We start from the raw sequence: 20890 nt of genomic DNA on the forward strand, positions 1-20890 counted from the left end.
ACCCGTCCTCAGACGTCAGCTGCAGCGATACCGGAATCCGTTATCTTGAACTGAATCGACTCACCGGCGGGTTTCGCTCGATGCTTCTCCAGCGTCGCGCGCCGGTTCCCGCCCCGGAACCGGTCGATGCGGACGACACTTCCCATCCAGTGTTCCAGCGTGTTGCCCCCGAGCGCCCGCGTCCGGTCGCTGTCGATGTCGGAGAACACCTGGTTCGTGAGCAACACCGCGAACTCGTGTTTGCGGGCGAGCGAGAGCAGGTGGGTGACCTGTCTGCCGACCTTTCGCAGGGCCTCGCCACCCTTCGAGTCCTCGCCGCGTTCGAGCCGGTAGAAGCCGGTCGCGGAGTCGACGACGACGAGGTCGGCCCGGTCGGCGAACCCGTCAACGTCGCGGACCGCCTCCTCCTGTTCCTGGAAGTCGAGCGCCTCCTCGACGATGATGCGGCCGGTGATGTCCTCGACGGACTCCGCCGAGCGCGAGGCCCGCGCGTTCGCGATCTGTTCGAAGCGGTCGAGCGACAGCCCTTCCGTGTCGATGTAGACGACGGTCCCCCCACGGGCGGCGGTCTCGACGGCGGAGACGAGCGCCACGTTGGTCTTGCCGGCGGCCGGCGGCCCGTACACCTGCGTGACGGTGCCTCGCTCGAACCCGCCCCCGAGGAGGTCGTCGAGGTCCGCACACCCCGTCTCGATGTTCCCTTGCACGTTCCCCCGTGGGTCGGACCCGGATAAAAAATCTCGGAAAGGCCGGGCACAGATTGACTTTAAGCCGGTCGGCTCGAAAGGACAGGGAGTGATAGTCGTCGCCACCGCCGACTTCGAGGTCTACCACGGCGTCGTCAACGAACTACGCGACCGTGGTGTGACGTTCACGACCATCGAGCCCGATGACGAGTTGCCCGAGCAGACAGCCGTCGTCATCACGGGCGAGGACGAGGAGGTCGAGGGACCGCGCGTGGTCCACGCCGACCCGGACGACCCGCGGCGCGCGGTCGACGCCGCGCTGACCCATCTCCGTGGAGAGGGTGGCCAGACCATCGTCGGGGTGGACCCCGGTCGCCGCCCCGGCATCGCGGTGCTCGCCGGTGACACGGTCGTCGCGGCGTTCCAGGTGCCGGCCGACGACGCGGTCGCCGTCATCGAGCGCGAGGTCGCGGACGCGGTCGACCCCATCGTCCGCGTCGGTGACGGGGCGCGCCTCGAAGGGGCCAGCATCGTGAACGCGCTCGACGACGTGCGGGTCGAGCTCGTCGACGAGACGGGGACGACGCCGTACCTCGGGACCGGCGCGCGCGGGATGGGCGACGTGCTCGCGGCGGCGAACATCGCCCGCATCGAGGGCGAGGTCATCGAGAACCGCGACATCGAGCCGACGGCCGGGGAGTTACAGGTCATCAAGAACCGCTCGCGCGAACAGTCCGGCGAGAACCGGGCCATCGACGAGGACCTGGCCCGGCGGGTCGCCGCCGGCGAGTTGAGCATCGAGGAGGCACTGGCGCTGCATCGTGGTGAGGACCCCGCGCTCACCGGGGACGATTCGGACGACGAGGAGTAGCCGGACGATACAGCAGCTCCGTTACGAGAGTGGTTCAGAAAGAAGCGAGGCCGCGGCGAGACGTGTCTCCAGGCGTCTCGTGCGGGTTATCTGGCGGCCCAGTCGCAGTCGGTACAGGCCGGGACGCCCTGGACGTTGACGAGTGAGCCATCACAGTTCGGACAGGCCATCGTGATCGCGACGCCGCCGTCCGCGACGACCGTCTTCTTCTCCGGTTCGGTTTCGCCGCTCTCCTCGGTCGCGTCGTTCTCGTCCGTCACGGGCTCAGAATGCCGCCACATCCCGAACGTGAACGGATGGTCCTGGTAGATCGATTCACGCGTTTCTTCGTCCTCGCTGACACTCTCCTCCCCAGGGGCTGTGTTGGTGGCAGTCATCGTCGGTCGCTACTGGAAAATTCGGACGCATATCATATAAGGCTAGGTGCGGATGTGTATCGTGGACTAAGGTATCTTAATACAATATAAGGCAGAGTGCCGTTCTGCACGCGACCTACGAGTGACTTAGTATCTCTGGGTTTCTACATACGCACGTTGGATGAACACACGAACTGAACCGCCGGGAGGACGTCGTCATCGGCATCAGGCGTCACTGTCAGGCCGGTAGGCCTTTGTATGTCTCAGAACCAACTTTAAGTGTTAACACACGACATGGGACTGACGGCGAATCGACCGCGGACCCCCGGGACCAAAAACCCTATCGGCACGCGAGACGCATTTCAGACCATCCCCGTAGCCCAACAATCATGAACGAAGTTCAACTAGAGGTCGCCAAGGCGTACCCGAACGATTCGGGACGCGGTATCGCCAGGCTCGACCCGGATACGCTGTTGCATCTGAAGCTCAGCCCGGGCGATATCATCGAAATCGAAGGTGCAGATACGACCGCCGCGAAGGTGTGGCGCGCAGACCGACAGGACTGGAACACAGACACCGTCCGCATCGACGGGTTCACCCGCCAGAACGCCGACGTGGGCATCGGCGAGCGGGTGACCATCAGAAAAGCAGAGGCCACCAAGGCGGACACGCTCGTCCTCGCACCCCCCGAGGAGGCGTCGGTCCAGTTCGGCTCCGACGCCGCCGGCATGGTGAAACGACAGATCCTGAAGCGCCCAGTCGTCGAACGCGACATCGTCCCGGTCATGTCGAGCACGAACCACCCGTTCATGCGCTCGCCGGGACAGGCCATCCCCCTCATCGCGGTCGAGACCGAGCCCGACGGCGTCGTCCTCATCACAGAGGACACCGAGGTCGAGCTCCGTGAGGAGCCCATCTCCGGCTTCGAGAAGACCGGCGGTGGCATAACCTACGAAGACATCGGTGGCCTCCAGGGCGAGATCCAGCGGGTGCGCGAGATGGTCGAGCTCCCGATGAAGCACCCGCAGATATTCAAGAAGCTCGGCATCGAGCCCCCGCAGGGTGTCCTCCTGCACGGCCCACCGGGCACGGGTAAGACCTTGCTGGCGAAGGCGGTCGCCAACGAGACCTCTGCGAGTTTCTTCTCTATCGCTGGGCCGGAGATCATCTCGAAGTACTACGGTGAGTCCGAACAACAGCTCCGCGAGATATTCGAGGACGCTGCCGAGGAGTCACCGGCTATCATCTTCATCGACGAGCTCGACTCCATCGCGCCCAAGCGCGAGGACGTGACCGGCGAGGTCGAACGCCGTGTCGTCGCCCAGCTCCTGACGATGATGGACGGGCTCGAAGCCCGCGGCCAGGTCATCGTCATCGCGGCGACCAACCGCGTGGACTCGGTCGACCCGGCACTGCGCCGCCCCGGTCGCTTCGACCGCGAGATCGAGATCGGCGTGCCCGACGAGGAGGGCCGCGAGGAGATACTGCAGATCCACACCCGCGGCATGCCGCTGTCGGACGACGTGAGCCTGGACCACCTCGCACACGAGACCCACGGCTTCGTCGGTGCCGACATCGAGAGCCTCACGAAGGAGGCCGCGATGAAGGCGCTTCGCCGGTACCTCCCCGAGATAGACCTCGACGAGGAGGACATCCCGCCGAGCCTCATCGACCGGATGATCGTCAAGCGCACGGACTTCAGCGGCGCGCTCAACGAGGTCGAACCGAGCGCGATGCGCGAGGTGCTCGTCGAGCTCCCGAAGATATCCTGGGACGACGTCGGTGGCCTGGAGACGGCCAAGCAGAACATCCAGGAGTCCATCGAGTGGCCGCTGAACAACCCCGAGAAGTTCGAGCGGATGGGTATCGACCCGCCGGCCGGCGTGTTGCTCTACGGCCCGCCGGGCACCGGGAAGACGCTGATGGCGAAAGCCGTCGCCAACGAGACGAACGCGAACTTCATCTCGGTGCGTGGCCCGCAGCTGCTCTCGAAGTGGGTCGGTGAGTCCGAGAAGGCCATCCGGCAGACGTTCCGGAAGGCCCGCCAGGTGGCCCCGACGGTCATCTTCTTCGACGAGCTCGACTCGCTCGCCCCGAGCCGGGGTGGCGAGATGGGTTCGAACGTCTCCGAACGGGTCGTCAACCAGCTCCTGACCGAGCTCGACGGCCTCGAGGAGATGGGCGAAGTGATGGTCATCGGCGCGACCAACCGGCCAGACATGATCGACCCGGCGCTCATCCGCTCGGGTCGGTTCGACCGGCTCGTCATGATCGGCCAGCCCGACGTCGAGGGTCGCGAGCAGATCCTCCACATCCACACGGAGAACATCCCGATGGCCCCGGACGTGAGCCTGCGCGAACTCGCAGAGCTCACCGACGGCTACGTCGGGTCCGACCTGGAGTCCATCGCGCGTGAGGCCGCCATCGAGGCCCTGCGCGAGGACGAGGACTGCGAGGTCGTCGAGATGCGCCACTTCCGCAAGGCGATGGAGTCGGTCCGGCCGACCATCACCGAGGACATCCTCGACTACTACGAGCAGATGAAAGAGGACTTCAAGGGCGGGACGGCCGACGTGGGCCACGACCGCCAGAGCAGTCGTATCGGCTTCCAGTAAGCGGGTCGCTGCGGGCGTCCTCCCGCATCGTCGCCACATCGTCCGGCGAACGCTTTTAAGTCTATGCGGGTTACACCTCCACTCGAATAGCGAATGCCGTCGGACCCCCCTGCAGGCCCACCAGCGCCCGAGCCCGCGAGCACGCGGAGCGACGGCACCTACCGCCCACTCCGGGACCCGCAGGTCATCCTCCTGATACTCATCGTCCTGGGCACGTTCGCGGTGATGGCCGGCGGGCTCGGAACCGGGCCGCCGTTCGGCGACGACGACGAGTCGAGCGGCCCGGTGTTCCCGGTCTTCGATTACGACGGGGAGGACCGACCGGAAGCGGAGACGCTCACGCTGGCGGCGAACCGGACCGTCGTCGACCCCGCGGGCGCTGTGAAGTTCACCGTGACCGCGTCGAACAAGCCGGTCGCGAACGTCTCGCTGCGGGTCGACGGCCGGAGCGCCGAGACCGACCAGAACGGCACGTCCGTCCTCACCTTCGACAGCCCAGGCTCCTACGAGGTGGTGCTGGTCCCGACGAACACCGACAACACCAGCACCGAGAGCGTCACCGTCAGGGTGCGCCGATACGAGGTCGACCTGGCGGCGTCGGTCCCCACCTCGGATCCGGTCACCGGACAGAACGTGACCGTCGCGGTGACCCGTGCCGACACGGGCGCGGCCGTCGCCGGCACGGTCGTCGCGGGTGGCCGGACGGTGAAGACCGGCGACGACGGCCGGGCGAACGTGACGTTCTCGACCGCCGGCACCCACACCGTAACGGTCCGGGCCCCACAGACCGAGACCGAGCGCTTCACCGACGCAGAGACGACCGTCGTCGTCGACCGACGGGTCGTCGGGCTGAACCTCGTGCTCGGCACGACCGAGACGCGGGTCGACGACCCCGTCCAGGCAACCGTGACCCGGGCGGACACGGGTGCCCCGGTGAACGCGACGGTCACCGTCGGGAATTCGACGACCACGACCGGGGCCGACGGCCAGACCAACCTCTCCTTCCCGACCAGTGGCACGTACGCGGTCACGGTCGAGGCACCACAGACCTCCGCCGTCAGGTTCGACTCGGCGACCACCGAGTTGTCGGTCGAACCGAAGCTGGTCGACCTGCGACTGGCCGTGAACCGGTCGACGGTGCCGGTCGGTGAGCGCGTGACGTTCACGCTCCGCCGAACGGACACCGGCGAGCCCGTCGCGGGGACCGTCGACCTGTTCGGGACGCCGTACCGGACCGGCGAGGACGGTCGGCTCCGGGTCGCCTTCCAGCGGGGAGCAGTCGTGACCGCAGTCGGAGACGCAGCCGAGACCGACACGACGCGGTTCGTCTCGTCGAGCCGGAAGCTCACCGTCCTCGGGCCGGACTGGGCGGTCATCGACCTGCAGGCCCCCGACGCTGTCCAGCGGAACGAGTCGGTCACGGTCACCGCCACGGTCCGGAACGACGGGACGGCCAGTGCGACCGAAGAGGTCGCGTACCGCATCGGTGACCGGACGCTGGCGACTCGCACGGTGTCGGTCGACGCCGGCGAGACGACCGAGGTCCAGTTCACCGTCGACGCGGTCGACCTCCCTGCCGGGAACTACACCCAGGCGGTGTCCATCCGCTGGGCAACCGCCGGGGCGGACCTGACCGTCACCGCGAACCGGAGCGAGCCCAGCGAGCGCGTGACCGACGACCGCCCGAGGCGCGAGCTCACCGCGGACATGACAGCCGGCTCGAACCGGTCGTTAGCTCGCGCCGAACACACGGTTCGCCAGTGGTAATCCGGATAGGTCAGCTCGGTTTCCTCGGTCGATTTTACCGCCCGAGCAGTGCCGATAAAACGTCTCGGGCGTGCTGCATCCGTCGTGAAACGATTAGGACACCCGTATATTTCTGTGAAACGTCGAGAAATAAAACAAACGCTCGTCCGGGTATAAGACCCCTGCTAGCGTAGTACTGTATGTCGCATGGCAAGTTCTCCACTCGAACAGATTTCGAACCGCCCCGCCGACGGGACCGGGTTCCAGCCCGTCCAGATGTTGAGCTTCTGGGCTGCCGTCTCGCTCCCGTTCGTGAACGTCGCTCTCCTCACCGTCGGTCTCGACACACCGACGAAGACCGCGGCATTCCTCTCGCTGTTGCTGTTGAACCTGCTCGCACTGGCGCTGGGTCGGACCTACCAGCCCTGAAAACGGACGCCCGCGAGTCTTACGATTCTTGCCGTCCCGTCGTTCTGATGTCTTCGACCTCCGCCGCGAGCGCCCGCCGTTTGACCACGGCGAAGCCGGCGAAGATTATCACGAAGCCGACGACGGTGTAGACGTCGACGGTATCGCCGAGGACCGCCCACCCCGAGAGCGCCGCGAACACCGGCGCCACGTACGACACCATGTTTATCTCGACCGGGCCGAGCCGGTCGAGCAGGTCGAAGTAGATGAGGAAGCCGAGGGCGCTGGCGAAGATGGAGAGGTACACCAGCGAGGCGATCGCCCGCGGCGTCCACTGGATGAGCGCGAACGATTCGCTCGGCATGGCGATGCTCACGGCGTGCATCAACAGCGCACCGAGGAGCATCGACCACGCCTCCATCGCCTCGATGGAGATGTCGCTGTCGATTCTACGGGTGAGCACGCTCCCCAGCGCGAAGGCGGCCGCAGCCCCGAACACGAGGAGCTTCGAGACCACCGCATCGGAGAGCAATGCGTCCGGGTCGGGGTGGACGAGCACCGCGACGCCGACCAGCGCGAGGAACATCCCCAGCCACGTCTCCGGGGTCACCGGTTCGTCGGGGAGCAGCAGGCGAGCGAACGCGGTCGTCAGGACCGGTGAGAGCGCGACGAGGACGGCGGCGGCCCCACTGCTCACGGGGCCGGTCTCGCCGACGAACAGCAGCGCGTGGTAGGCGGCGATCATGAACACGCCCCCGATGACGACCTCCAGCCAGCCGGCCCGGGAACGGGGCAGCCAGTCGTCGACGGCGTAGACGGCGTAGCCGAGCATCAGGACACCCGCGATGTCGTACCGGAGGGCCGCGAACAGGACCGGCGGGATGTCGGCGACCCCCGCCTTGATGGCCATGAACGCGCTCCCCCAGACGGCCGCGAGAACGAGAAAGAGCGAGACGTTCCGGTATCTGGTCACGGCCGAGACGAGCGGACCGACGATAAGGAAACTTTCTATCCCGGCCCGCGACGCCGGTTTAGGTCGGTTATTTCACGACTTCTGGCCGCTGTCGCGCACCCTGTTGTTCACTTTCACCCCGGGGCGTACCGTTTATATTCATGCTCGTATAATCTCAGGTATGGCCGCTCATGGCCGTCCCGCCTTGCGGGATCTGTTCGACGAGTCGCCGACGCCGCACATCGCACACCCGCCTACGACTCACCACCGCGATTTCTACGTCGCCACAGACGGTTCCTACCGAGCCTCTGGTGAGGGCGGACTCGGTGTCGTCATCGAGACCCGAGACGGCACCCGTGTCACACGCGTGTCGACCGGTGACTCGCCCCCGGACAACAACGTCGCCGAGTACCGCGCACTGCACCTCGGCCTCGACGTGCTCGCCGCTCGTGCGCCCGCGGATGCCCGCGTCGGCATCCTCGTGGACCACAACGACCTCGCGGCGAACGTCAACAACGCGGTACTCGCTACTCGACACCCGGACTGGCAACCGACCAAACCGTTCGTCGTCCCGCGGGCCAGCGAGAACCACTGGCGCGGCATCCGCGCCCGTCTCTGTGGCTTCGGCGAGGTGCGCGCCGCGCGCATCCGGTCCGACGACAACCCGGCGCACCCGCTGGCGAACGCGCCGAACCGCTACGCGCACGTCAACGACGAACCGGAACGGTGTGTCTTGCCCGAACCGCTCGGTCCGGCCGAGCCGGCAGGACCGCAGTACCCGCCGCCGTCGCGGGCCGACCGCCACGCGTCGGACTAGGCGGTGTCAGTACCGGTATTCGAGGGCGTACCTAGGGACGGCTCTCGCACTCCAGAACGAGTGTTCGACGATTCTTCTGTCCTACTCCACGAGTCTGCGCCGGTCGACGATCACGACCGTCGTCGCGTCGCGGATGCCGAGGACGACGCGTTCCCCAGCAGCCACCTCGTCCTCGTACACCAGGTCACCGTCGATGGAGATGTCGACGAGGTAGTCGGTGTCGGTGTCGAACTGCCCACTCAGGTAGATACGTTCGGCGTAGCTGAGCTCGCGCTCGCGGTTGTAGATGGTCGTCAGGTCTTCCAGGCGCGTGAGCCGAACCGAGACGTCGAGCAGGCCCGAGGCCGTCGAGATGACTTCGAGTTCCGGGGCGGGCTTCTCGGGAGCTGCAGTGGTCGTCGCGGCGGGCTCGGCCGTGGCGGTCGCTTCTGTGGGAGAAGTGATCGGGTCCCGTGTCTCGGGCTCGGCACGGGATTCGCGGAGGGACCGACCGAGGAAGCCGGTCGCTCCGGCGGCCGCGGTCAGCGTGAGGAACCGGCGACGGTTCATACTCGATGCTAGACGTGGGGCAGTAAAAGGGCACAGAAAACACAAACAGTCGTTTGAGATACCGCGCTTTGATATCGAGATGACAGGTCCCGGAAAACCCGGGACGTGTTCCCCCCGAGATTACTCGTTCTGCTGGGCGTCCACGACCGCCACACCTGCGAGGTTGACGATGTCCTTGACCTCGTCACCGCGCTGGAGCACGTGGACCGGCTTGTCCATGCCGACGAGCATCGGGCCGATGGCCTCCGCGCCGCCGAGGCGCTGGAGCAGCTTGTAGCCGATGTTGCCGGCCTCGAGGTTCGGGAAGACGAGCACGTTCGCGGGCTCGTCGAACTCGGCGAAGTCGTAGGTGCCTTCGAGGATCTCCTCGACGACGGCGGTGTCGGCCTGCATCTCGCCGTCGACCGGGAAGTCGACCTTCGGGTCGTCCCGGAGCATGTTGGCCGCGCGGCGCGGCTTGCGCGTCCCGGGGTTGTCGACCGAGCCGAAGTTGGAGTACGAAAGCATCGCGACGCGCGGGTCGACGTTGAACCGGCGGGCGAGGTCGGCGGTGTGTTCGGCGACCTCGGCCAGCACCTTCGCGTCGGGGTCCTGGTTGACGGTGGTGTCGGCACAGAAGATGACGCGGTTCTTGAACGTCAGCATGTACACACCGGCCGCGTAGTTGGCGTCCTCGCGGGTGCCGATGACCTGCAGGGGCGGGCGCAGTGCGGAGGGGTAGTGGTGGGTCAGGCCGGTCAGCATCGCGTCGGCGTCGCCACACTCGACCATCACGCTGCCGAAGTAGTTGGTGTCGCGGCGGATCATGTCGACCGCCTCGCTCTTGGTCAGGCCCTTGCGCTTCCTGATGCGGTAGAGGCGGTCGGCGTAGTCCTCGTACTCGCCGTCGGCTTCACGCGGGTTGGCGATCTCGGGGTCGAACTCCAGCCCGAGTCGGTCTTTCGTCTTCTCGATGCGGTTCGGGTTCCCGATGAGGATGGGCTCGGCGATACCCTGCTCTGCGAGCTGGTAGGCCGCCCGAATCATCTTCTCGTCGTTCCCCTCCGCGAGCGCGATGCGCTTGGGGTCGGACTTCGCCTTGTTGAGGACGACGCGCATCATCTCGCGGGACTTCCCGAGGCGTGCCTCCAGGCGCTCCTCGTACTCATCCAGGTCGAGCTCCTTGCGGGCGCAGCCGGAGTCCATCGCGGCGTCGGCGACGGCCGGCGCGACCTCGAACAGCACACGGGGGTCGAGCGGCTTCGGGATGATGTAGTCCGCGCCGAACTGCAGGGGCTGGTCGCCGTAGGCCTTGACGACCGCGTCCGGCACGTCCTGTTTCGCGAGGTCGGCCAGCGCCTTCGCGGCGGCGACCTTCATCTCCTCGTTGATCTCGGTCGCGCGAACGTCGAGCGCGCCACGGAAGATGAACGGGAACCCGAGGACGTTGTTGACCTGGTTCGGATAGTCAGAGCGCCCGGTGGCCATGATGACGGTGTCGTCGCGGGCCTCCTTGGCCGCCTCGTAGCCGATCTCGGGGTCCGGGTTCGCCATCGCGAACACGATGGGGTTGTCGGCCATCGACTGGACCATCTCCTGGGAGACGAGGCCGCCGATGGAGAGTCCGACGAACACGTCGGCATCTTCCATCGCGTCGGCGAGGTCCCCGCCGGGGACGTCCCGGGCGAACTCGCGCTTGTACTTGTTCACGTCGCCTGCCTCGGCGCGCTCCTGCGTGATGATACCCGAGGAGTCACACATCGTGATGTTCTCGCGCGTGGCACCGAGAGAGACGTAGAAGCGGGCGGTTGCGAGCGCGGACGCGCCAGCGCCGGAGAAGACGATGTCGAGCTCGCCGATGTCCTTGCCGGCGATCTCGCAGGCGTTGACGAGGGCGGCACCCGAGATGATGGCGGTGCCGTGCTGGTCGTCGTGGAAGACGGGGATGTCCATCTCCTCTCGGAGCGTCTCCTCGATGGTGAAACACTCCGGCGCGGAGATGTCTTCGAGGTTGATGCCCCCGAACGTCGGCTCCATCGAGCGGACGGAGTCGATTATCTTCTCGGGGTCGGCCTCGTCGAGCTCGATGTCGAACACGTCGATGTCGGCGAAGCGCTTGAACAGGACGCCCTTCCCCTCCATGACGGGCTTCGAGGCCTGCGCGCCGATGTCGCCGAGGCCGAGGACGGCGCTCCCGTTCGAGACGACGCCCACGAGATTGCCCTTCGCGGTGTACTTGTAGGCGTCGTCGGGGTTCGCCGCGATCTCGTTACAGGGGGCAGCGACACCCGGCGAATACGCCAGCGAGAGGTCTCGCTGTGTGTTGGTCGGCTTCGTCGTCGATATCTCCAGTTTCCCGGGTGGGTCCTCCGCGTGATACTCGAGTGAATCCTCGTCGATTCCCATACTCGGACCCACCACCGCCCCCGACAAAAAGCTAATCGAAAGAACAGTCCGACAATCGTCGAAATCAGGGTGACAGCACGGCTGGAATCGAGTACGTCTCGTCGGAACCGACGGCCGAGGCCCGCTGGATGGGCCACCCACCCGTGTCGGTCAGCCGGTCGACCATCCCGTCGGCCGTGACGAGGGTCGTATCTTCCCGGCGAACACCCGGCAGCGACGGCGTCCACGCGTAGGCCATCGGTCCCTGCAGGAGCACGTCGGACTCGGGCGTCGCCAGCCACTCCCGGCGGGAATAGCCCGTCGCCCCTCCCTGCGGATGCGCCTGCCAGCGGTCGGGCGACCCGACCGCGTCGTAGGCCGACTGGATGGCCGCGAACACGTCACCCACGGTGCCAGCCCCCTCCCCGGTGACCCCCGAAGCGGTCGCCGCGTAGGCCGTCGCCTCGACCCGGGCCGCAGCCTCGTGGCGTGCTTCGAGCCACTCTGGTGCGTCGAACGCGACCGTCCGGGTGCAGCCCGCGTGGAGGCCGTCGCGCCGCCCCGTGACCGAGACCACCACGTAGTCGCCGAGTTCGAGGGCGGTCGGCCTCGGCCGGACGAACCGCTGGGCGCGCGCTGCCCCGCCGACGAAGATGCTCACCGGCTCGATGTCACGCGCCGCCAGCGCGATGCGCACCGCGGAGCCGACCTCGTGCTCGGAGTCACCGGACTGGAGTTCCCGACAGACCGCCTCGACCGCGCCCGCCACGTCCTGTCCGAGCTGGTCGTATCGCTCGATGTCGCCGTCGACGAGTGGCTGTCGGAGCGCGTACGCGTCGACCGTCGCCAGCCCGTCCAGTGCCAGGTCGGCCGCCGCGTCCTCGCTGGCCCGGGCCACCACCGCCGCTTCGAGAGAGGACTCGTACCACGCGAACGTCTCGACGGCCACGTCGTCGTCGAGCTCCTCGGTCTGGAGCCGGTCGGCGTCCGGGCCCGCGAGGACGGTGACGCCATCGCCGTCGTAGCATGCCGCCGCGACACCGACCGCGTCGCTGGCGTCGATGCGGGTATCTGCCCCCGTGAGCCAGGCGACGTTCGCGGGGTCGAGGAACCACAGTTCGTCGTATCCCTGCTCGTCGAGGAAGGCGTCGAGACGGGTCTGTATCATGGCTTGACGGCTCTCGTGTCGAGGCTTGAAACCTGCGGACCAGCACGGGAACCGGCAGCCCGTTCCCACGTGCTGGGCGCTTCCGCACATCTTCCTGCGGAACCGGCAGCCCGTTCCCACGTGCTGGGCGCTTCCGCACAGTTGATATGGCCCGATTCCTGAGACACAGAGTATGCAAGCGCTCAGCAGGCGCGGCGTCCGCATCCTCGCCGTCGTCACGACCGTTCTGACGGGACTGCTCATCCTGCTCGGGGTTTACACCGCAGCGACAGGGACAGGGCTCACGTGCCAGGGCCGCTGGCCGCTGTGTGGCGGGCCGGTGTTCGGCCTGCTCCCGCCGAACTACGCCTCGATTCCGGAGTGGACCCACCGGTTCGTCGCGTCCATCACCGGCTTCTTCATCCTCGGGACGGCCTACGGCGCGTGGAAGGTGTTCGACCAGCGTCGCATCCACATCGCGCTCGCCGTGGCGATCCTCGTCCTGCCGGTCCAGATCCTGCTCGGCCGCGAGACCGTCGTCACCTACACCGCACTGGTCCAGACGCTGCACCACGCGGCCGCCCTCGTCATCTTCGGCGGCTTCGTCAGTGGGACCGCCTGGATGTTCGACGGGACCGAGACGCGCCACGAGTCCGCCAGCGCGACCGGCCACGGCGTGAACGCCGACGACTGACGGCGTAGCGGGCCCCTCGCTTCTGTCTGAACCGCCGACATTTATGCATAAGTTTCTTTTGGCAGTAGTGTGCCACACGGGAACATGGCACTCGAACAGATAGACGCAGGTGCATGGTCGGTCGTCCCGGCACTCGTGGCTATCGCGACGGCGTGGTACACGCGTGAAGCCCTCATCGGGTTGTTCCTCGGGGTACTCACCACCGGGAGTATCTACGGTGCGCTGCAGCCAACCGCCGTGGGTGTCCCGGCCGACATCGCGAACGGGTCGCCCGCGCTCGGGTCGGTACTCGGGACCGTCTTCGGGCTGAAGACCATCCCGACGCTGGTGGCGACCGCGCCGCTGTTCGGCAGCGAGTGGTACATCAAGAACGTCCTCATCGCCCTGTTCGCCATCGGTGGCACCATCGGGTTGATGATACGCGCCGGGGCGCTGCAGGGCGTCCTGCAGGCACTCGCGAAACGGGCCGAGGACGCCGGAGACGCCGAGAAAGCGGCCTTTCTGGCAGGCGTCGCCATCCACATCGACGACTACTTCAACTGCCTCGTGGTCGGCTCGATGATGCGCCCGCTGACGGACAAGTACAACGTCTCGCGGGCGAAGCTGGCCTACTACGTCGACAGCGCCGGCTCCCCCGCAGCCCGCCTCGCGTTCTACTCGACGTGGGGCGTCGCCCTCATCGGCTTCATCGGCGCGGGCCTCACCGCGGCGAAGACCCAGGGGACGCTCCCGCCGGGCATGAGCGAGATGGTCACCGGCTCCGGCGAGAACGCCAGCGCCGTCACCAGCGAGGTGTGGCCGCTGTTCCTCAACACCCTGTTCACCGGCTTCTACTCGTGGATCGCGCTGGTCATCGCAGCGCTGGTCGCCTGGCAGGTCATCCCGAACTTCGGGCCGATGGCCCGCGAGGAGAAGCGCGCCCGTCAGGAGGGCAAGGTCGTCGGCGAGGACCAGGACCCGATGCTCTCGCGCGAGATGGATGAGTACGAGATGGCCGAGACCGCCGAGCCGCGCTGGCAGAACTTCGCCATCCCCATCGGTGCGATGATCCTCGTCGCACTCGGCTCGATGTTCTGGACGTCGTCGCCGTTCGTCACCGCCGACCAGTACGACACGCTGTTCAGCATCGGCGGGTACAGTCTGCTCCTGCCCGCCGGCGGCGAGGTGGGCTTCGCACCCGGTTCGTTCGAACTCGGGCTCGCGGCGACCACGGCCCTCATCCTCTCGTTCGTCCTCTACCGGCTCCGCGGTGACATCCCCACGAACGACGACGCCACGAACGCGATGGTCCGCGGGTTCAAGGGCATCTTCCTCGCCGCGGCCATCCTCATGATGGCCTCGAGCATCCAGAACTCGGTGACGACGCTCGGTATCGCCGCGTTCGTCACGCAGTGGTTCCAGGGCGTCCCGGCGTTCATCGTGCCCCTCATCGTGTTCCTCGTGACCGCGTTCGTGAGCTTCTCCGACGGCTCCTCGTGGTCGACCTACGGCATCATGTTCCCCATCGCCATCCCGGTCGCACTGACCACCGGCGCGAACCTCCCCATCGTCATCGGGGCGGTGTTCTCCGGTGGCATCTTCGGCGATCACACCTCCCCCATCTCCGATACGACGGTGCTGGCGTCCTCGACCAGTGGCTCCGACCACATGGTCCACGTCCGGACGCAGATTCCGTACGCGCTCCTGACGGCTGGCATCACCGCACTGGTGCTCCTGATTGCGGGCTTCGTCGTGCCCGAAGGCTTCCAGATAATCCCGTACTGACCGGGCCACCAATTTTCGACGGCCTGTTCGAGGGAGACGGGGGCTACGAGTTCAGCGTGGCAGTCGGTGAGTCGCTGTCCAAGAACTACACGTGGGAGTTACGGACGGAGGAGAACTACCGCTACATCGATCTCCACGAGATCAACATCAAGTACGTTACCTGGCCCTGAGAGCCCGTTCAATCCACCGGAGGGGTTTCGCCCCTGGGACGTGGGACTGGCTGTCAATGTCGGCGTCGAGATACTCCCACCGTGACCGAATTATCCAATTTTCTACGCGCATCCGTGTGTAAACGTAGGATTTCCATCGAACCGTTTATTATGGACGGCACGAACCCGCATGGCATGGATAGACGCAATTACCTCAAGACGAGCGGTGCAGCAATCGCAGGAATGGGCCTCGCTGGCTGTCTGGGCTCGCTGACCGGTGGCAGCGGCGAGACCATCACCATCGGCTCCGACATCCCGTACAAGCCGTTCGAGTACCGTGAGGCAGACGGTGACCTCACCGGGTTCGACGTGGAGATCGCCGAGGCCGTCTTCGGCGACGAGATGGGCCGTGACTACGAGTTCAAGCAGACGAGCTTCGACGGTATCATCAACTCCCTGAACAACGGGAACTTCCGCGTCATCATGAGCGCGATGACCATCAACGACGAACGCGCACAGGAGGTCGACTTCTCTGACCCGTACTTCACGGCGTACCAGACCGTCCTCGTCCTCAAGGACGGCAACATCTCCGCGAAGGAGGACCTGAAGGGCAAGAACGTCGGCGTGCAGAAGGGGACGACCGGCGAGGCCGCAGCAGAACAGCTCAAAGAGGAGTTCGGTGGCGACCTGACCCTCAAGAGCTACGACCAGATTACGGGCGCGTTCGACGCGCTGACCAACAACCAGGTGTCGGCCGTCATCAACGACAACACGGTCAGCGCCGAATTCGCGAACGAGAACGACGCCGTGGTATTCCTCGAGGGCGACGGAGCCGCCGTCGAGGCTGGGCAGGAGGCACCGCCGTACCTCACCCTCACCGTCGAGAACTACGGTATCGCGTTCCGGCAGGACGACGACGACTTCCGTTCGGAGGTCAACGACGCCATCGCCGCCATCAAGGAGAACGGAACGTACGACGACATCTACAGCAACTACTTCCAGGGCTAATCCGTAGCCATGTCCAGCGCAACAGCGGAAACGGACGCAGGCAGTGAGGGGACGGCCAGTTCCCTGCTCATGCGGGACCGGCTGGTCCGTCGCGTCGGTGAAGTACTGGCAGCCACGTTCGTCGTGGTCGTCCTGACGATGGTCGGGTACATCGTGTCCACACAGGTGGACACCGAACTGCTCCAGGTCGTATTCCCGCGGTTCGTCGAAGCGTTCCTGCTCGTCGTCCAGATCGTCGGGATCTCCAGCGTGCTGTCGGTTTCACTCGGCGTCCTCGTCGGACTCGCGCGCATCTCCACCTCGCCCATCACGGGGCGAATCGCCAAGGGCTACGTGGAGTTCTTCCGTGGGACGCCGTTGCTGTTCCAGCTGTTCCTCATCTACTTCGGTATCCCGAGCCTCTGGGCAACCGGCACCTTCCCCATCCAGAACTGGGAGATACCTGCTGCCATCATCGGCCTGACGCTGAACCACGGTGCGTACGTCGGTGAAGCTGTCCGTGGCGGTATCGAAGCCGTCCCGGAAGGGCAGATGGAGGCCGCGCGCTCGCTCGGGATGTCCCGCGTGATGGCACTCCGGCAGGTCGTCCTCCCGCAGGCGTGGCGCAACGCGCTCGCTGCCATCGGGAACGACCAGATCATCCTGGTCAAGGACACCTCGCTCCTGACGGTCATCGCCGTCCCCGAGATAATGAGCCTGTTCCGGAACATCAACTCCAACCAGCTCGACGCGTGGACGCCGCTGGTCTGGGTGTGCCTGTTCTACCTCGCCATCACGATGTCGATGAGCTACCTCGTCAGCGTGCTCGAAGAGCGCGCCGACTGGGGCAGTGGTGAGAGCGACTCGAAGACTGCACAGCTCAAGCGGATGTTCATGGGCAGCCGAGGTGACATGTCGTGAGCGACCAGCATTCCCTCGTCGAGTTCGATGGCGTGAACAAGTACTTCGGCGAGAACCACGTCCTCAAGGACGTCGATCTCGCCGTCGAAGAACGCGAAGTGGTCGTCGTCATCGGCCCCTCGGGCTCCGGGAAGTCGACGCTGCTTCGCTGTACGAACCGACTCGAAGAGATCCAGTCGGGAGAGATTCGCCTCGACGGCGAACCCATCTCGGACCCGGAGGCGGACATCAACCGACTCCGCCAGCGTATCGGGATGGTGTTCCAGAGCTTCAACCTCTTCCCGCACAAGACCGCCATCGAGAACGTCGCCCTCGCACCCATCGAGGTGAAAGGACAGGACGAAGGCGAGTCGATGGTCCAGGCGGGGGACCTGCTCAAGCAGGTCGGTCTCTCGGGCAAGGACGAGTCCTACCCGAACGAACTCTCCGGCGGCCAGCAACAGCGCGTCGCCATCGCCCGGGCACTCGCGATGAACCCGCAGGTGATGCTGTTCGACGAGGTCACGAGCGCACTCGACCCCGAACTCGTGGGTGAAGTGCTCGAGGTCATGCGCGACCTCGCCTCGGAGGGCATGACCATGCTCGTGGTCACCCACGAGATGGACTTCGCGAAGGAGGTCGGTGACCGCATCGTGCTGATGGCCGAGGGTGAGATCGTCGAGGTGACACCTGCAGACGAGTTCTTCGAGGAACCCGAGACGGAGCGCGGACAGCGGTTCCTCGGTCGGCTGTTATAGCACCTGCAGCCAACACGCCTTCTTTCTCGAACCGCGGTTTCTCCTCGCCGGCACCGCTATCCCCCGTTGCGACCAACTGATACCATGGCATCGACTGATAAGACCAGGGGAGGCGGCGTCGCCGATGCGGCCGGACAGCTCTACCGCTGGACGCTCGGTATCGGGCACGAACGGAACATCGGCGGGATAGAGCGAACGGTCCGGTACACGCTCGGAATCGTGTTCGTACTGGCGGCACTCGCCGTCCTCGTCGTGCCCGTCCTGTCCGGACTCACGAACCTCGCACTGGCGGTCGTCCTGTTCGTTTGCGGCGCGTTCTCCATCTACGAGGCGCGGGTGCAGTACTGCCCGCTGAACGACACCCTCGGACGGAGCACGTACCGGGAGTGACGAGCCAGCGGCTCGCGGGTGCGGAAGCCGGCGAAAACGGAATGTGTTGAAGGGTATCGACGGGATGTCGATTGGGTTCAGTCCTTGACGGCGGCCTCGACGTCGACGAAGCCAGCGCCGTGGTACGGCTTGTCGCCCACGTCACGCGCGGTGCGGCGGAGCACGTTGCGGACCTTGTTGGCGTTGGAACTGCTCATCTGGCTGGCGACGAGTGCGGCTGCGCCCGCGACGTTCGGGGCGGCCATCGAGGTGCCAGCGACCCAGCTGTAGGTGTGCTGGGCACCGAGGTAGGACCCATCGTCGCCGAAGACCGGCAGCGAGATGGCGTTGAGGACGAGGTCGTAGTACCAGCCGGGGACGTCGTTGGCGGCTGCCTCGGGGTCGTAGTTGCCACCGGGTGCGGAGACGTCGATGGCGTTGGTACCGTAGTTCGTGTAGACGGCGGGCGTCTCGGGCGGCTGCTCGAAGCCGTCGTCGCCCCAGCCGAAGCCGACCGGGCCGGTCGCCGAGATGCTCATCACGTTGGAGGCCTCGTTCGGCAGCGAGATGACGCCACCGTCGTGCTGGAGGTCCGCGGCGTCGTTGCCGGCGGAGATGACGTAGAGGGTGCCCTGGCGGCGACCGTACGCCATCACGCTGTTGACGACCTTGCCGTAGAACGAGCCGAGTTCCTTGCGGGAGATCGGGTACGCGCCGATGCTCATGTTGGCGACGTCACAGCCGATGGCCGCGGAGTACACGGCGGCCGCGAGGATGTCGGCGAAGCTCGCCAGTGCGCTGGGCGAGAAGACCCGGCAGTCGACGATCTCGGTCGCCGGGGCCGTGCCCGCGACGCCTGCTTCGTTCTGGTCGTTCGAGGCGATGATACCTGCGACGTGGGTGCCGTGGTAGCCGCCAGCGGGCTTTGCAGCACCGTAGCCGTCGCCGGTGAAGTCCTGCGAGAGGTCCGTGTTCACGGCGTGTGCGAGGTCCGGATGGCCGGCGGCGACGCCTGTGTCGATGACGGCGACGCGGGTACCCTCACCGCGGGAGACCTCGTGGGCCTCGGGCACGTTCTGTGCCTCTTTGCCCCACTGGAGACCGTAGAGCGGTTCGTCTTCGAGTTCGGCACCGACGTCCTGCTTCATCGTCGGCCTGTCGAGCTGGATCTCGACGTCGGGCGCGTAGTCGAAGCCGGCCGATTCGAGCGCGGACTCCGGGCCTTCGACGACCGTGAAGTCGACGGGGTCCATGGCGTGGACGACCGAGAGGTCGCTGCCGAGGTCCTCGGCGTTCGCTTTGACGATGAATCGGTCCGTCGATTCGGCCGCGGTTACGGTCGAGCCGACCGCGATGCCACCGAGTAGTCCCCCACTGAGCTTGAGAACGTCACGTCTGGTGTGGTCCACCATGTCATCAACCGAGGGCCAGCATGACTTAATATTTGCTACTTGAGTCTCTAAATTACTGTTGAACATCGATATAATAGCCACTATTATGAAACCCAAAAAATCGCTGTAGCAGTCCTGACTCGCCATACTTGCATCACAACTACACCCGATGACCGATAGCGACAGCCGACCCGACCCCAAGGATTATCAACTCGTCAACCGAGCGCTAGGATGTGGTTTACGAGACAGGAAACAGGACGGTCGACGACGCCGTCGAACGGGTGGTCGCGGGCGAGACGCTCGACCGGACGGACGGGCTCGCGCTCGTCGCCCAGCCGGTCGCTGACCTCGCACCGGCCGCGGACTACGTCCGGTCGGAGTTCGGCGACGACACCGTCGATGCCTGCTCCATCGTGAACGCGAAAGCCGGCAACTGCGCCGAGGACTGTGGCTTCTGTGCCCAGTCGGTCCACTTCGACACCGGCATCGAGAACTACGGCTTCCTCGGGCCCGAGAAGGTCCTCGAGGCCGCAAAGCGCGCCGAACGCGACGGCGCGCAGCGATTCGGTATCGTGGTCGCCGAACGCGGTGTCTCGAAGGAGCAGCGCCCCGAGGAGTGGGCGGAGGTCATCGAGGCCATCCGCCTGGTCCGCGACGAATGCGACCTCGACGTGGACGCCTCGCTCGGCATCCTCACCGAAGAGGAGGCCGCCATCCTCGCCGACGAGGGCATCGAGCACTACAACCACAACATCGAGACCTCGCCGCGGTACTTCCCGGAGATCGTCGGCACCCACGACTTCGCGGACCGCGTGCACACGCTCGAGGTGGCCAAGTCGGCCGGGATGGACCTCTGTGCCGGCGTCATCCTCGGCATGGGCGAGACGCCGACCGACCGGGTCGACGCGGCCATCGCCCTGCAGGACATCGGCGTCTCCTCGCTCCCGGTCAACATCCTCAACCCGGTCGCCGGCACCGAGTTGGGCGGCACGGACTCGGCCGACATCACCACCGAGGAGATACTGAAGACCATCGCCGTCTACCGGTTGCTCCACCCGCACGCCCGGGTGCGCCTGACCGGCGGGCGCGAGGTCAACCTCGCGATGGACGAGCAACACCTGCCCTTCGAGGCGGGTGCCGACGGCATCCTCACCGGTGACTACCTCACGACCGAGGGCCAGACACCCGGCGACGACATCCGCGTCATCGAGCGGGCCGGCCTGGAGCCGAACATGGAGACGAACGAGTTCGACGCGGACGCGGTGAAGTCGGGAGCCAGCGAGGACCCCGACCTCGGCACCGCGGCCGGGTCCGCAACGAGCACCGCCAGCCAGACGACCGACGACTGACCCCGACTTCCCTACCCA

The 20890-nt window shown here is 66.0% G+C and carries 19 protein-coding genes; 12 read left to right on the forward strand and 7 right to left on the reverse strand.

Annotated features, from left to right (window positions below; translation table 11 throughout):
- Positions 1–8: 8 nt before the first annotated feature.
- A complete protein-coding gene (radB, locus tag N6C22_RS15810) occupies positions 9–707 on the reverse strand; it encodes a DNA repair and recombination protein RadB (RefSeq protein WP_261652085.1) in 699 nt (232 codons plus the stop codon).
- Positions 708–795: 88 nt separating this feature from the next.
- Between radB and N6C22_RS15815 the strand changes: the two genes are divergently transcribed.
- On the forward strand, positions 796–1557 hold the full coding sequence (locus N6C22_RS15815; RefSeq protein ID WP_261652086.1) for a hypothetical protein: 762 nt from the start codon (positions 796–798) through the stop codon (positions 1555–1557).
- 86 nt (positions 1558–1643) lie between these two features.
- On the opposite strand, the gene N6C22_RS15820 is transcribed toward N6C22_RS15815, so the two are convergent.
- Entirely contained in the window at positions 1644–1934 is a 291-nt protein-coding gene (locus N6C22_RS15820) for a hypothetical protein (protein WP_261652087.1), read from the reverse strand.
- Positions 1935–2302: 368 nt separating this feature from the next.
- On the opposite strand from N6C22_RS15820, the gene N6C22_RS15825 reads away from it, so the two are divergent.
- The 3 genes from N6C22_RS15825 to N6C22_RS15835 all read left to right on the forward strand — a co-directional run bounded on the left by N6C22_RS15825 (position 2303) and on the right by N6C22_RS15835 (position 6703).
- Positions 2303–4528: a CDC48 family AAA ATPase gene (locus tag N6C22_RS15825; RefSeq protein ID WP_261652088.1), complete on the forward strand. Its 2226-nt coding sequence runs from the start codon at positions 2303–2305 to the stop codon at positions 4526–4528.
- 93 nt (positions 4529–4621) lie between these two features.
- Positions 4622–6295, forward strand: a complete 1674-nt coding sequence (locus N6C22_RS15830; RefSeq protein WP_261652089.1) for a CARDB domain-containing protein — start codon at positions 4622–4624, stop codon at positions 6293–6295.
- A gap of 186 nt (positions 6296–6481) precedes the next feature.
- Complete coding sequence (locus tag N6C22_RS15835; protein ID WP_261652090.1) at positions 6482–6703, forward strand: hypothetical protein; 222 nt, start codon at positions 6482–6484, stop codon at positions 6701–6703.
- Between the two features lie 19 nt (positions 6704–6722).
- Here the strand turns inward: N6C22_RS15835 and N6C22_RS15840 are convergent, their stop codons facing one another.
- Positions 6723–7655, reverse strand: a complete 933-nt coding sequence (locus tag N6C22_RS15840) for an EamA family transporter (protein WP_261652091.1) — start codon at positions 7653–7655, stop codon at positions 6723–6725.
- A 160-nt stretch (positions 7656–7815) separates the two neighbouring features.
- Here N6C22_RS15840 and N6C22_RS15845 point away from each other — a divergent pair, with 160 nt between their 5' ends.
- A complete protein-coding gene (locus N6C22_RS15845; RefSeq protein ID WP_261652092.1) occupies positions 7816–8451 on the forward strand; it encodes a ribonuclease H in 636 nt (211 codons plus the stop codon).
- A gap of 81 nt (positions 8452–8532) precedes the next feature.
- Here the strand turns inward: N6C22_RS15845 and N6C22_RS15850 are convergent, their stop codons facing one another.
- The 3 genes from N6C22_RS15850 to N6C22_RS15860 form a co-directional block, all read right to left on the reverse strand.
- Positions 8533–9000 (reverse strand): twin-arginine translocation signal domain-containing protein, encoded by a 468-nt coding sequence (locus N6C22_RS15850; protein WP_261652093.1) that lies wholly within the window; start codon positions 8998–9000, stop codon positions 8533–8535.
- A gap of 120 nt (positions 9001–9120) precedes the next feature.
- Positions 9121–11385, reverse strand: a complete 2265-nt coding sequence (locus N6C22_RS15855) for an NADP-dependent malic enzyme (protein WP_261652094.1) — start codon at positions 11383–11385, stop codon at positions 9121–9123.
- Between the two features lie 64 nt (positions 11386–11449).
- A complete protein-coding gene (locus N6C22_RS15860) occupies positions 11450–12532 on the reverse strand; it encodes a Xaa-Pro peptidase family protein (protein ID WP_261652095.1) in 1083 nt (360 codons plus the stop codon).
- Positions 12533–12704: 172 nt separating this feature from the next.
- Between N6C22_RS15860 and N6C22_RS15865 the strand changes: the two genes are divergently transcribed.
- The 6 genes from N6C22_RS15865 to N6C22_RS15890 all read left to right on the forward strand — a co-directional run bounded on the left by N6C22_RS15865 (position 12705) and on the right by N6C22_RS15890 (position 18153).
- Positions 12705–13205, forward strand: a complete 501-nt coding sequence (locus N6C22_RS15865; protein WP_261652096.1) for a cytochrome AA3 biosynthesis protein — start codon at positions 12705–12707, stop codon at positions 13203–13205.
- A gap of 84 nt (positions 13206–13289) precedes the next feature.
- Entirely contained in the window at positions 13290–14969 is a 1680-nt protein-coding gene (locus tag N6C22_RS15870; RefSeq protein WP_261652097.1) for a Na+/H+ antiporter NhaC family protein, read from the forward strand.
- 344 nt (positions 14970–15313) lie between these two features.
- On the forward strand, positions 15314–16126 hold the full coding sequence (locus tag N6C22_RS15875; RefSeq protein ID WP_261652098.1) for a transporter substrate-binding domain-containing protein: 813 nt from the start codon (positions 15314–15316) through the stop codon (positions 16124–16126).
- A 69-nt stretch (positions 16127–16195) separates the two neighbouring features.
- On the forward strand, positions 16196–17026 hold the full coding sequence (locus N6C22_RS15880; RefSeq protein WP_369684448.1) for an amino acid ABC transporter permease: 831 nt from the start codon (positions 16196–16198) through the stop codon (positions 17024–17026).
- A complete protein-coding gene (locus N6C22_RS15885; protein ID WP_261652100.1) occupies positions 17023–17763 on the forward strand; it encodes an amino acid ABC transporter ATP-binding protein in 741 nt (246 codons plus the stop codon). The genes N6C22_RS15880 and N6C22_RS15885 overlap by 4 nt, the downstream gene beginning before the upstream one ends.
- A gap of 84 nt (positions 17764–17847) precedes the next feature.
- A complete protein-coding gene (locus N6C22_RS15890) occupies positions 17848–18153 on the forward strand; it encodes a YgaP-like transmembrane domain (RefSeq protein ID WP_261652101.1) in 306 nt (101 codons plus the stop codon).
- A 77-nt stretch (positions 18154–18230) separates the two neighbouring features.
- Here the strand turns inward: N6C22_RS15890 and N6C22_RS15895 are convergent, their stop codons facing one another.
- Positions 18231–19544: a S8 family serine peptidase gene (locus N6C22_RS15895; protein WP_261652102.1), complete on the reverse strand. Its 1314-nt coding sequence runs from the start codon at positions 19542–19544 to the stop codon at positions 18231–18233.
- Positions 19545–19756: 212 nt separating this feature from the next.
- Between N6C22_RS15895 and bioB the strand changes: the two genes are divergently transcribed.
- Positions 19757–20872, forward strand: a complete 1116-nt coding sequence (gene bioB / locus N6C22_RS15900; protein ID WP_261652103.1) for a biotin synthase BioB — start codon at positions 19757–19759, stop codon at positions 20870–20872.
- Positions 20873–20890: the final 18 nt, after the last annotated feature.

This window comes from Haloarchaeobius sp. HME9146, from assembly GCF_025399835.1.
Lineage (GTDB): Archaea > Halobacteriota > Halobacteria > Halobacteriales > Natrialbaceae > Haloarchaeobius.